Below are 13,432 nucleotides of genomic sequence, written 5' to 3' on the forward strand. Positions count from 1 at the left end.
TTTCAATCAATACTCGACAATAATAACAATGAATCACTTCAGCTATTTAACTGAACAACTGGCATCAGCGCAAAAGCCGCCGATGCTAGTTTTTTTTATTTTATCTTTATTGGTTATTATCTTTACAAGCAGCCATGTTAACGGGCAAGAAACCACAGACGATAAGCTTAAACAAGTCAAACAGGCGATCAGCAAACAAAAAACTAACATAAAAAAAGTTGACTCAAAACGACAAAAACTTGTTAACCAACTCAAACATGACGAACTTGAAATAGCAAAAGCCAGTAAAGCATTAAATACAACAAACAAATCATTAACTGCGACTCAGCAGACGATTACCAAGCTTGCCAAAGAGAAAAAAGAATTAACCTCAGAGCAAAAGCGACAGGAAGATATTTTAGCGAAACAGCTCAGAGCAGCCTATTCCACTGGACATCATGACTACCTTAAACTGTTATTAAATCAGGAAGATTCCGGAAAAGTTCAACGCACCATTAGTTATTATCAATATCTTAACAAAGCACGAATTAAAGAGATCACTAATTATCAACAAACGATAGAAAAAATTATTGATGTCACGAATGAACAACAGCAACAAGCACAACAGCTGGAACAATTACAACAACAACAACAGCAACAAAAATTGGCATTAGAAAAGAGTAGTCGCCAAAGAAAACAAACCGTTACTGAGCTCAACCAACAACTACTCAATTCAAAACAACAATTGGAAAAATTATTAGCTGAAGAAGCCAATTTAACCGAAGCGTTGGAGCGTATAGCCCGCTTAAGCAAACAGGAAGTGAATCTTAATGGCTTAGGCAAACTGAAACGCCAGCTATCCTGGCCAGTAAAAGGTAGGATCAGCCGTAGCTTTGGTTCTCGTAAGCAAGATTATCTAAAATGGAAAGGTGTGTTACTGTCCGCGCCTATTGGCCGGGAAGTAAAGACTATTCATAACGGCACCATTTTGTTTTCCGATTGGCTCAAAGGTTATGGTTTAGTAACAGTAGTCGATCATGGCAAAGGTTATATGAGCTTATATGGTCATAATCAAGCGTTACTCAAGTCTGTTGGTGACAGGGTTGAAACTGGCGAACCGATTGCTTTGGTTGGCCAAAGTGGTGGACAAAGCCAACCTGCTTTGTATTTTGAGATCCGTCATAACGGCCAGGCGGTTAACCCTAAACTCTGGTGCCGATAAATATACTGACTATCGGCTCAGTTATTACTCGATTTAGCAAAGACTTGCTGCTAATCTATTAAATTATTTGAATAATAATATTTATTCCATTTTGCGCATTCTGTTTTTTTTATTTATCTTATATTGTTCAACCAATTGCAATGCTGAGCATGCAAAAGTTGCCATCATTATAGATGATATTGGTTATCGTCAAACTGATAGTGCTGCGCTTAGTTTACCCGGTGCTTTAACTTATGCCATTTTGCCTCACACCCCATTTGGCCCTACCTTAGCACAACAAGCCAATCAGGCTCATAAAGACATAATTTTGCACATTCCGATGGAAGCTGAAAATGGCAAAAAATTAGGCCCAGGGGCATTAGTATCCGAGATGGACGAGCAGGCAATTCGTGCCAGCCTGCAAGCATCATTTGAAGAAATTCCCTTTGCCATTGGCATTAATAATCATATGGGCAGTAAGCTCACGCAATTATATGCCCCTATGGCTTGGACCATGCGTTACTTAAGAGATCACAAACTGATATTTGTTGACAGCGTCACCACCAACCACAGCAAAGCACGAAAATTAGCTCGTTACTATGGCGTGCCCAGTTTAAGCCGACATTTATTTTTAGATAATGAACTTAACCAAAGGTACATTAGTGGTCAATTTGCTCAATTAATTAATCAGGCCAAAAAATATAAGCGGGTAGTGGCTATTGCTCATCCACATCCAGAAACCATTGAAGCACTGCATTATCTCATTCCACAATTAACAAGACACGATATTGATCTTGTCGGCATATCAGCCTTATTACCATTGGCAAATACAACTGAACCACCAAGTCTGGCTGAATAAAGTTATCATTTTGTTAACTTCCATTGCGGGCCTAATTGATAAACAGTAAAATATTGTTAATAACATCAAGATAAGAATTTTTATGAAAATCACTGTATTTGGTATCGGCTATGTAGGCTTGGTACAAGCCGCCGTTTTAGCGTCTGTTGGTCACGATGTGATGTGCGTCGACATTGACGAAAACAAAATAGCTAACCTGAAAAAAGGCATCATCCCAATTTATGAACCAGGGCTCACTCCGCTAGTTGAAGAAACTTATCAAAACGGCCAACTGCATTTCACTACCGATGCTCAGCGAGGTGTTGACCATGGTACTATCCAGTTTATCGCAGTTGGCACTCCACCGGATGAAGACGGCTCTGCTGATTTAAAATACGTCTTAGCGGTGGCAGAAACCATTGCCCAGCATATGAGCAATGAAAAAATTATCATCGACAAGTCAACCGTGCCAGTTGGTACAGCAGATAAAGTTTCCGCTAAAGTTAAACAAGTACTAAACGCTAGAAATATTGAACTTGATTTTGATGTCGTTTCTAACCCAGAATTTTTAAAAGAAGGTGCAGCGGTCAGTGATTGCATGAAGCCGGATCGAATAATTATAGGGACAGAAAACGAGCGTTCTCGCGCTATGATGCACGAACTTTATGCGCCGTTTAACCGTAACCATGATCGCATGATCTTTATGGATGTCCGCTCTGCTGAGCTAACCAAATACGCCGCCAATTGCATGTTGGCAACGAAAATATCTTTTATGAATGAGATGTCGAATCTCGCAGAACTACTAGGTGCAGACATCGAAGCAGTACGTCACGGCATAGGTTCAGATTCTCGTATCGGTTATCAGTTTATCTATCCCGGTTGTGGCTATGGCGGTTCCTGTTTTCCCAAAGATGTTCAGGCGTTAATTCGTACCGCCAATGGCATCGACTATCAGCCAGCATTGTTAGAAGCAGTAGAGTCTGTCAACTATAGACAAAAACAAAAATTATTTACTCATTTAACTAACCACTTTAATGGTGAGCTAGCAGGTAAAACCATTGCTGTTTGGGGACTGTCCTTTAAGCCGCAAACCGATGATATGCGTGAAGCATCGTCGATTGTATTAATGCAAGCACTGTGGCAAGCAGGGGCAAACGTTCAGGCCTATGATCCAGAAGCAATGGAAGAGTGTCAGCGTATTTTCGGCAATCGGAAAGATTTAGCCTTAGTTGGCACTAAGGAATCGGCCCTAAAATCAGCCGATGCCTTAGTTGTATGTACTGAATGGAGTCAATTTAGAGCCCCTGATTTTGAGCTTATTGCTAACTCTCTAAGTCATAAAGTAATAGTGGATGGACGAAACCTTTATGATCCTCAGCTATTAAAAGAACGCGGCTTTGCCTATTACGCCATCGGTCGTGGCGACAGTGTAAAAAGAGAAAACTAATGAAATATCTGGTAACTGGTGCCGCTGGTTTTATCGGCTTCTATGTCGCACAAAGACTTTGCCAGCAGGGGCATCAGGTTATCGGTTTAGACAACCTCAATGATTACTATGATGTCAGCTTAAAGCAGGCAAGATTAAACAAGCTCATAAAGTTTGACAGTTTTAATTTTGTGAAGCTCGATCTGGCAGACAGAACAGGTATAGCTAAATTCTTTGCGCAAGAAAAATTTAATCGGGTGATTCATTTAGCAGCTCAAGCAGGTGTCCGTTATTCTATTGACAACCCAATGGCTTATGCTGATGCCAACTTGGTCGGTCATTTAACGATTCTTGAGGGTTGCCGTCATCATAATGTTGAGCACTTGGTGTACGCATCATCTAGCTCAGTATATGGCTTAAACAGTAAAACACCATTTGCAACTGCTGATAGTGTTGATCACCCTATTTCCTTATACGCAGCGACGAAAAAGTCAAATGAGTTGATGTCACACAGTTACTCACACTTATATAGTATCCCGACCACAGGTTTGCGCTTTTTTACCGTTTATGGCCCCTGGGGCAGACCGGATATGGCATTGTTTAAATTTACTAAAGCTATTGTCGAAGGTCAGGCGATTGATATCTATAATCACGGTGATATGCGCAGAGACTTTACCTATATTGATGATATTGTTGAAGGAATTTTACGAATTCAAGACGTCATTCCTGAAAAAAATGAACAGTGGCAAGTAGAAACAGGCTCTGCCGCTAATAGCTCTGCGCCTTATAAAATTTTTAATATTGGTAACGGTAATCCAGTTAAATTGCTCGATTTTATTCATTCACTTGAGCAGTCATTAGGAATGGTAGCAAAGAAAAAACTGATGCCTATGCAGGCAGGTGATGTATATCAAACCTATGCTGATGTTGAAGATTTGTTTCACGTTACAGGATATAAACCATCAACAACCGTTGCACAAGGAGTTGAAAACTTTGTTCAGTGGTATAAGAGCTTCTACCATGTTTAATCAGCAACTTACTTGTTAATTAAACAAAAAATAGTATTATTTTTTAATAAGCAATATCGTTTTTTGCTAATAGTTCCAGAACATGCTTAATGGGAATCGCATAAGTAATGCCACTTGGGTTAGATATCACCCCTTCTTTTGATTGCTGGACAAAAACTTTATTAATGACGCCAATTACCTCACCATTATCACGTCGATATAATGCACTACCACTATTCCCCGGATAAGCAGTTGCATCCAGTTGATAGACTAAATATGGATCTCGTAAACGTTTAAGCATCGCAATATTTATTTGCCGAGCGTCAGTCACTGGCGTGATGGTTGGGGTAATGCTGGCAATAATTCCTCGGTGCGTTACCGGATATAAGCCCAGTACCGCACCAATAGGAAAACCAGTAAATGCAACTTCACTACCCTCGGCAATAAAATCATTATTACCTAATTGAACAGCGGGTAAGGCAGCGCCTTCAATCGCTAGCAATGCTAAGTCATACTTTTGTGATGCATCGACTAAGCGCGCTTTTCTTACCAGAGCATTTTTTCCTGAACCAACAAACACCGCTAGTTGTTGCAATAAACTTTGATCTAGTTCTTCTGGCACCACGTGATAGTTAGTAGCCACATACTTTCCATTACCAACAACAAAACCAGAACCATTCAGCTTATTTTTTGGCCTGCCAGTCGGAGTGTAGACCCCGATACCGACCACAGATGACTTGATATTCTTCACTGTAGTTACTAAATCAGCATAGACACAAAAGTGTGTACACAATCCAAACAGTACCAGCAAGATTTTCAACACCATAATTTCCTTAAAGACAATTTATTTAGAGATTTTTGCGCAACTTAGACTATTATTTATCATAACAATAAGCGTAACAATGAGTTAGTTAGAAATAAGGGAAATATCGTGAAAAAAAAGAAAATAGTTCCCATTTTTGCAGGCGGTGGCACCCGGTTACCCGCTCATGTTGGTATATTAAAAGCTTTAGAAGAATACCAAATCGATTTTGATAATATCGTCGGCGTCTCAGGCGGCAGTATAATTAGCAGCCTATTTGCTTCAGGGCTGACCTTAGCAGAAGTAAAACATATCGCACTAAACACAGATTATAATCAATTCCGTGAATTTTCCTTGCTAAAACTCATTCGTAACGGAGGCCTAAGCTCCGGCGACGTTTTTGAGCGCTGGATAGACCGCTTACTGCATGGTAAAACCTTTAAAGAAATGGACTATAACTTACATGTGGTGGCTACCGATGTCGCACGCGGCAAGCCAGTAATATTCAATAAAGAGCGTACCCCAGATGTCAAAGTGTCGCTGGCGGTACGATTTTCAATGTCCATTCCACTAGTGTTTAGCTTTAAAAAGTTTGGAAAACATTTAATGGTCGATGGCAGCATTTTATCGGAAGATGCCCTGCATAGAGATTGGGCAAAAGACGGTACTCCGGTCATTTGTTTCAGGTTGAAAGGTGATTATGAATATGACGAAATTAAAACCACCGGACTTTTCCCAATAGTGCAATACATTAGCTTATTAATCCGCACCTTTATGACCACCATATCTCGCGAATATATTAATGATGCGTTTTGGCACAATACAGTCGTCATCAACACCGGTACTTCTTCAGCCGTCGACTTTACGATGACGCCAGAGCAAAAAGAAGCTTTATATTTCAAAGGCTACCACACAGTACATAAAATATTACCGCTTAAAATTCAGGCACTATAAGTTTTTCATTTCAGGTATACTCACAAATTGTTGAGATAATTATATCTATATATCAGTTATATCTAGTTAAAACTAAATATTACCGTTACAATGCTGGCATTGTTAATTTTTTGTATCTGCATTGATTGTATATTTAGATGGAGTAATGATGGAACAGATAATAAATGCAAAAGTTGCAGTTATTGGTCTTGGTTATGTCGGTTTACCTTTAGCCGTAGAGTTCGGCAAAAAGTTCAACACCATAGGTTTTGATATTAATCAGCAACGAGTAGATGAACTTAATCAGGGATATGATCGGACCTTGGAAGTTGAAAACAACGAGCTTTCTTCAGCCAAACAGTTATCCTGCTCGAATCGCCCTGAAGATATTCAAGGCTGTGACTATTATATTGTCACTGTACCGACCCCAATTGATGATCATAAACAACCAGATTTAACGCCATTACAAAAAGCATCTGAACTATTGGGTAAGGTCATTGCAAAAGATTCCATCGTAATTTATGAGTCTACCGTTTATCCTGGAGCAACAGAAGAAGCTTGTGTTCCTATTTTAGAGCAAGTATCAGGATTGACATTCAATCAAGATTTCTTTGTTGGCTACTCGCCAGAGCGAATTAACCCCGGCGATAAAACTCATCGCTTACCGACCATTTTAAAAGTCACCTCTGGCTCTACCCCAGAAGTCGCAGAAAAAGTTGATGCTTTATACCGTTCAATCATTACCGCGGGTACATATAAAGCGTCGTCGATCAAAGTGGCAGAAGCAGCAAAAGTAATCGAAAATACCCAGCGCGATGTCAATATCGCGTTAATCAATGAGCTTTCGATTATTTTCAACCGCCTAGGTATTGATACTCTAGAAGTACTGGAAGCTGCGGGAACAAAATGGAACTTCCTACCATTTCGCCCAGGACTCGTTGGTGGCCACTGTATCGGGGTCGATCCTTACTACTTAACTCATAAAGCCCAAGCGGTTGGTTATCATCCAGAGATGATATTAGCTGGCCGAAGACTCAATGATGGCATGGGTGAATACGTTGTTTCTCAGCTAGTGAAAGGAATGCTTAAAAAACGCATCCAGGTTGAACAAGCAAATGTATTGGTAATGGGACTCACCTTTAAAGAAAATTGCCCTGATTTACGTAATACCAAAGTCATAGATATCATACGAGAACTTAAAGAATATAATATTAACGTTGATATTGTTGACCCACTGTGTGCTAACGAAGAAGCCATACATGAATACGATGTATCATTAACTGAGGCCCCACAGAATAATCATTATGACGCTATTATCCTCGCCGTTGCTCATGAACAATTTAAAGCATTAGGCATTGAAAACATTAAAGCGTACGGCAAAGAGACACACGTATTATATGATTTAAAATGTGTGTTAGATAAATCAAGCGTCGATATGCGACTATAATAAATCCAATAAAATTATAGGAAATTTTTGTGTCAAAGTTTGAACAAGTTAAGCAAAATTTACTCAATACCCAAAAAACCTGGCTAATCACTGGTGTCGCTGGGTTTATTGGCTCTAATTTATTAGAAACTTTACTGAAACTCAATCAAACCGTTGTCGGTTTGGATAATTTTGCTACTGGCTATCAAAAAAATTTAGACGAAGTTAAAAGCTTGGTAACAGAGCAACAATGGCAAAACTTTACCTTTATCGAAGGTGATATTCGAGATTTTGAAACTTGCTTAACCGCAAGTAAAGATATCGACTATGTGTTGCATCAAGCAGCGTTAGGTTCAGTCCCAAGATCAATTGCGGATCCTATAACCACTAATTCAGCTAATATTACCGGCTTTCTTAATATGTTAGAAGCTGCGAAACAAAATCAAGTATCCAGCTTTGTCTATGCCGCGAGTAGCTCAACGTATGGCGACCATCCGGCATTACCTAAAGTCGAAGAAAATATCGGTAATCCCCTTTCTCCATATGCAGTCACCAAGTATGTGAATGAACTATACGCTGATGTCTATGCAAGAACATATGATTTTAAATGTATCGGCTTAAGATATTTTAATGTTTTCGGTCGCCGGCAAGATCCTGAAGGTGCTTATGCCGCGGTGATCCCGAAATGGACAGCGGCAATGATTAAAGATGAACAAGTCTTTATTAATGGTGATGGCTTAACCAGTCGTGATTTTTGCTATATCGAAAACACCGTGCAGATGAATATCTTAGCAGCAACAGGGCCAGAGGAAGCACGAGCACAAGTCTATAACGTTGCTGTTGGCGATCGTACTACGTTAAATGATTTATTTGATTCCATCAAAAACGCCTTAATTACTAACGGGATCACTATCAACAAAAGTGCAGAATACCGTGAATTCAGACAAGGCGATGTACGTCATTCACAAGCAAATGTTGATAAGGCAATCAATAATTTAGGCTATACCCCGAGTCATAAAGTACAACAAGGTATATTAGAAGCTATGCCTTGGTACTTAAACAATGTCAGCTAATAATTTAGATCAAGTAATTAGCAACAATATAATGATTTACATGGATACTCATCTATACTGTAGCGATAGAAAGCTAATCACGTTAGACAAAAAATAATTAAAATATTAGCTAGCAAGGACGCATTAATATTTTGGAGCAAATAGCTAAATGAGCTGGAGCAAAAAACTCTTAAACACCCCAGTAGTTGGTGATGTAACCAAGAGAATAGTGTCAATGAAAGTCAATCATGATGCTAAAAACATTGCTGAGCATTTTACTCAGTTTCTTGCACCAGAAGTTGCAACTACTTCTGCACTGCGTGATGAAGTTTTTAAAATCCGCCATAATGTCTATTGTGAAGAATTAGCGTTTGAGCAAATCAAGGAAGAAGGTAAAGAAAAAGATGAATTTGATGATCAATCTATCTTTAGCATGATCAAACATAAGCCTTCAGACATATATACCAGCTGTGTTCGAGTGGTTCAATCACGGAATGAAGACGAATTACTGCCGCTGGAAAAATATTGCCTAGACTCAATTCAAAATAAAGAATTACATCCCAGCAACTTTGCCCGTAGTGAAATCTGTGAAATTTCAAGGCTTGCTGTAAAAGCTGACTTCCGTCGCCGTGCCAGCGATAAATTTAAAGGTTCTGCAACTGGTGCTATCAGTGAATCTACCTATTCAGAAACCGAATTGCGTTGCTTTCCGTTTATTGCCATTGGTTTATATATGGCGGCTGCGACTATGGCAATAAATACTGGTATGAACCATGTTTATGTCATGATGGAACCGCGTCTTGCCCGCAGCATGAAATTTGTCGGCATTAAGTTTATTCAACTGGGTGAAGCCATTGAATATCATGGCCTCAGGGCACCTTATTACATCAACCCCAACATTTTTCTTGAAAACCTCACCCCAGGTTTTTCTGCTCTTTATTTATCGATCAGAGAAGATATTTGTAAACAATTACCAAAGATCAATAAAAATAGTTAGTGATATTTTTCTAAGCCATATTACTTTCATATCAAAATATCGCCATTTCCCACTACCGACATAGCACTTTTTACATTTATCAATCATTATATTATGAGACTCGAAAAAGATAATTAGTTAAGGATTTACATGTTCGATTATAACAAGGCATTTTCCCGAAATATTGGATGGGTTACGGAAGAGGAGCAGCTGTTATTAAAGAATAAACGTGTTGCCATTGCCGGTGCAGGGGGAGTTGGGGGCGTTCACTTACTTACTTTAGCCCGTTTGGGTATAGCAAATTTTAATATTTCTGATTTTGATGACTTTGAAGTGCATAACTTTAACCGCCAATCAGGCGCATTTATGTCGACGTTAGGTCAGCAGAAAGTCGACGTTATGGAAAAAATGGCCAAGGATATTAACCCTGAATCTGATATTATTTCATTTCCAGAAGGCATATTTGAACATAATGTTGATGAGTTCTTAGACGGTGTTGATTTATATGTTGATGCCCTAGATTTTTTTGCTCTATCCGCCAGAAAAACTGTCTTTAAAAAATGCTACGAAAAAAATATTCCTGTAGTCACCGCGGCTCCTTTAGGCATGGGGTGTGCATTTTTATGCTTTATGCCAGGCAAAATGACCTATGAAGAGTATTTTAGGTTTGAAGATAAAAAAACAGAAGAAGAGCAATTAATCCAATTTTTAATCGGTTTATCACCAGCTATGCTTCAACGGCCATATCTAGTGGATGACTCAAAAGTCAACTTTAAGGAAAAGCGCGGACCTTCCACCCCCATGGCAGTGAACCTATGCGCAGGTATCGCAGAAACTTATGCGCTTAAAATATTGTTAAAACGCGGCGAAATTCTTTGCGCTCCTTATGGTATGCACTTCGACGCCTATCGAAATAAATTTGTTAAAACATGGCGACCATTTGGCAATGCAGGCATTGTTCCTAGAGTGATGTTTATCATTGCTAAAAATATTGTCAATCAGTAAACTAACTGAAATATTATTAATCTCTGCCGATTTGTTCAAAAGGACTTATAATGATAAGAACAATGTTTCCTACCCTACTCTTCACTTTATTACTTTCACTCTCAGCATGCACAGAGCAAAAAGATGAAGCCACCTTATTGAATGAGGCTAAAACCCAATATGATAATGGAGAGTTTTCAACCGCAACGATTAGTTTAAAAAATATTTTACAAAAAAATCCGGAGCAAGCAGAAGCACGATATCTATTAGGCGCAATTTACCTTAATAAAGATCAGTTTTTAGCTGCAGAAAAAGAATTTAGACGCGCTATATCACAAAATCCCGAACATGAAGAAGCCCTTTTAGCCTTAGCCAAAGCACAGTTATCTCTAAATAAGTTTGAAAAGGTACTAAGCACGTTATCAGCACAAACGTTTCAGCAACAAACAAGCAAAATTAGAGCCTTAATCATGCAAAGCCAAGCATACTTAAGTTTAGATAAACTGACAGAAGCAATGGATTTTGTAGATAAGGCTAATACAATTGATAATCAATCAAAATATAGTCAATTAGGTAGCGCCCTAATTGCTGCTTATCAAGAAAATACAGATCAGGCTATTGCAACCCTAAGCCAGATACTGCAACAGAATCCTCAGTTTCATGAAGCTACTTTACTTAAAGGAAGTGTTCATAGTAAAGCCCACCAATATAAGCAAGCTGCTATTACCTACCTAGAGTATTACCATAGCAAGCCTGAAAACTTTGCGATAAGAGTGTTAATTGCTCACAATTATATAAAAGCAGGAGAATACGAGGCGGCAAAACCTCATATTGAGGCTTTACGTAAACATAACGACAATAATCCTACCGTGAATATATTGGCTGCCCAAATAGCTTATGTTGAACAAAATTTTGAATTAGCTAAATCACTTGCCAATAAAGCCTTAAATAACACTGATAACAGTCTTGCTCAAATGCTATCCGGGTTAAGTAGTTTCCAGTTAGGTGAAAATGAGCAAGCATATTATCAATTAAATGCGATTTCAGATTACTTACCGAAAAACCATCAAGTTAATAAGCTCCTTGCTATATTACAAGTAAAGTTGGGGTATGATGATGAATTAACAACTCAGCTAAATCATTTCTCCAATGATGCCAATTTATACGCCAATTTAGGCAAAGAATACGCCAATTTAGGTGACGTCGAATTAGCAAAAGAAATGTTTAATTCTGCTGCCCAACTCGCGCCTGACAATGCCCAATTTAAAGCTCTATTAGGAATGTTTAAACTTGCTAATGACGACAATTCGGGGATTAAAGAACTGGAGCAAGCAGTTCAATTAGCACCCCAGTTTAAAAGCGCCAATATAGCATTAGCATTAAATTATGCCGATGCAGGAAAAATAGAAGAGGCGGAGAAAATTGCGAAGCGCTGGATAAAGCAAAATCCTAAAAGCACTGCTGGGTTAATATTAAATGGTAATATTGCCATTAAAGCAAATAAAAAGGAGGATGCGAAAGCATTCTTTACCCAAGCATTAGCATTAGAGCCAAACAATATTGTTCCACTATTTAATTTAGCAGTTATTGCCGCAGAGAATAAAAATTATGCAGAATCTAACAAGCAGTTAGATAAATTATTTTCAATAGATTTGGAATACCCTTACGCATACAGGTTAGCAATTGACAATGCAGTTGCAGAAAACAACGATGAATTATTGGAACAGAAAATACTTAAATTTATCGATAGCTCACCTACAGCCGTTTGGCCAAGAATCATTTTAGCTCGCAGATACGCTATAAAAAACAAACTTAAAGATGGGTTCTCAATACTTGAGCCACTGGACGACTATTCAAAATTACCTAACGCTTACTTTCAAACCTTACAAAATATATTATTGCAAACTAAGCAAAGTGATAAGTTAAGTGCTGTTTATATTCGCTGGCAACAAGCTCAACCGAAAAACGAAAGTGCCTTTTTAAGCCAAATAAAATGGCATGAACAACAGCAAAACTATCAAGATGCTTTAGTAACAACTCGTCAAGCATTATCGCTAGAACAATTCAAACAAAACTTTCAATTGCAATCGTTAGAAGCATATTATTTATTGGCCACCTCTCAGTTTTCTCTAGCTGAAAAAAGTATTAATCGCCTTGCAGCAATACAGCCTGAGCATGCGTTCATTTTGCGTATACAAGGACAATTAGCAATGGCGAAAAAAGACTATGCTCAAGCAATAAAATACCTATTAAACTCTTACCACGTAAACCCTCAGGAAAGCACTGCCATATATTTAGCTTCTTCATACAGAGAAAATAATGAAATAAATAAAGCGATAAATATCATGGCGCAATTAGCAGAGAGATACCCAAACAAAGTAAAGTATAAGAGTTTATTAGCAGAGTTGTATATTTCATCATCGACTCCAGAAAAAGCAATACAATACTATGCTGAATTATTGACGATAACTCCTAATAATGTCTCGATGCTCAATAACCTGGCATGGATTTATGCGCAGCAAAATGAATTTGCCCAAGCAGAAAAGCATGCTCGAAAAGCGACTGAACTTGCTCCAGAAAACCCCGATATTTTAGATACTTACGGCACTATCCTGACTAAGCAAAACAAGTTGGCAGAAGCAATAGAAGTGTTAACTCGTGCAAATCAGTACAAACCTAACAACAAAGAGATTATGACGCATTTATCATCTGCCTATAAAGCCAATAATCAACCCAAATTGGCTGAACAGATAATGAACACTATGCCTTCAAGCTAACTATTAAATTAAAAAGATAATTATAAAACCT

General features: G+C 38.4%; 11 protein-coding genes. 10 read left to right on the top strand and 1 reads right to left on the bottom strand.

Annotated elements, in window-relative coordinates:
- Positions 1-28: 28 nt before the first annotated feature.
- The 4 genes from QQK06_RS07645 (at position 29) to QQK06_RS07660 (ending at position 4,472) form a co-directional block, all read left to right on the top strand.
- Entirely contained in the window at positions 29-1,201 is a 1,173-nt protein-coding gene (locus QQK06_RS07645; protein WP_284244063.1) for a murein hydrolase activator EnvC family protein, read from the top strand.
- A gap of 67 nt (positions 1,202-1,268) precedes the next feature.
- The gene (locus QQK06_RS07650) at positions 1,269-2,039 is read left to right on the top strand and encodes a divergent polysaccharide deacetylase family protein (protein ID WP_284244064.1); all 771 of its coding nucleotides are present in this window, start codon (positions 1,269-1,271) and stop codon (positions 2,037-2,039) included.
- Positions 2,040-2,121: 82 nt separating this feature from the next.
- A complete protein-coding gene (locus tag QQK06_RS07655; RefSeq protein ID WP_284244065.1) occupies positions 2,122-3,465 on the top strand; it encodes a UDP-glucose dehydrogenase family protein in 1,344 nt (447 codons plus the stop codon).
- Complete coding sequence (locus QQK06_RS07660) at positions 3,465-4,472, top strand: NAD-dependent epimerase (protein ID WP_284244066.1); 1,008 nt, start codon at positions 3,465-3,467, stop codon at positions 4,470-4,472. Before QQK06_RS07655 ends, QQK06_RS07660 begins: the two co-directional genes overlap by 1 nt.
- Before the next feature lie 43 nt (positions 4,473-4,515).
- On the opposite strand, the gene QQK06_RS07665 is transcribed toward QQK06_RS07660, so the two are convergent.
- On the bottom strand, positions 4,516-5,202 hold the full coding sequence (locus QQK06_RS07665; protein ID WP_284244067.1) for a S1 family peptidase: 687 nt from the start codon (positions 5,200-5,202) through the stop codon (positions 4,516-4,518).
- 180 nt (positions 5,203-5,382) lie between these two features.
- Here QQK06_RS07665 and QQK06_RS07670 point away from each other — a divergent pair, with 180 nt between their 5' ends.
- From QQK06_RS07670 to prsT, 6 genes are all read left to right on the top strand, one after another.
- The gene (locus tag QQK06_RS07670) at positions 5,383-6,207 is read left to right on the top strand and encodes a patatin-like phospholipase family protein (RefSeq protein ID WP_284244068.1); all 825 of its coding nucleotides are present in this window, start codon (positions 5,383-5,385) and stop codon (positions 6,205-6,207) included.
- 145 nt (positions 6,208-6,352) lie between these two features.
- Positions 6,353-7,633, top strand: coding sequence for a Vi polysaccharide biosynthesis UDP-N-acetylglucosamine C-6 dehydrogenase TviB (gene tviB, locus QQK06_RS07675; RefSeq protein WP_284244069.1), 1,281 nt, complete (start codon positions 6,353-6,355; stop codon positions 7,631-7,633).
- A gap of 29 nt (positions 7,634-7,662) precedes the next feature.
- Complete coding sequence (locus QQK06_RS07680; RefSeq protein ID WP_284244070.1) at positions 7,663-8,685, top strand: NAD-dependent epimerase/dehydratase family protein; 1,023 nt, start codon at positions 7,663-7,665, stop codon at positions 8,683-8,685.
- A gap of 214 nt (positions 8,686-8,899) precedes the next feature.
- Positions 8,900-9,661 (top strand): PEP-CTERM/exosortase system-associated acyltransferase, encoded by a 762-nt coding sequence (locus tag QQK06_RS07685; RefSeq protein WP_348541176.1) that lies wholly within the window; start codon positions 8,900-8,902, stop codon positions 9,659-9,661.
- 129 nt (positions 9,662-9,790) lie between these two features.
- On the top strand, positions 9,791-10,645 hold the full coding sequence (locus tag QQK06_RS07690; RefSeq protein WP_284244072.1) for a ThiF family adenylyltransferase: 855 nt from the start codon (positions 9,791-9,793) through the stop codon (positions 10,643-10,645).
- Positions 10,646-10,695: 50 nt separating this feature from the next.
- Positions 10,696-13,401: an XrtA/PEP-CTERM system TPR-repeat protein PrsT gene (prsT, locus tag QQK06_RS07695; protein ID WP_284244073.1), complete on the top strand. Its 2,706-nt coding sequence runs from the start codon at positions 10,696-10,698 to the stop codon at positions 13,399-13,401.
- Positions 13,402-13,432: the final 31 nt, after the last annotated feature.

This window comes from Thalassotalea insulae (assembly GCF_030161395.1).
Taxonomy (GTDB): Bacteria; Pseudomonadota; Gammaproteobacteria; order Enterobacterales; family Alteromonadaceae; genus Thalassotalea_E; species Thalassotalea_E insulae.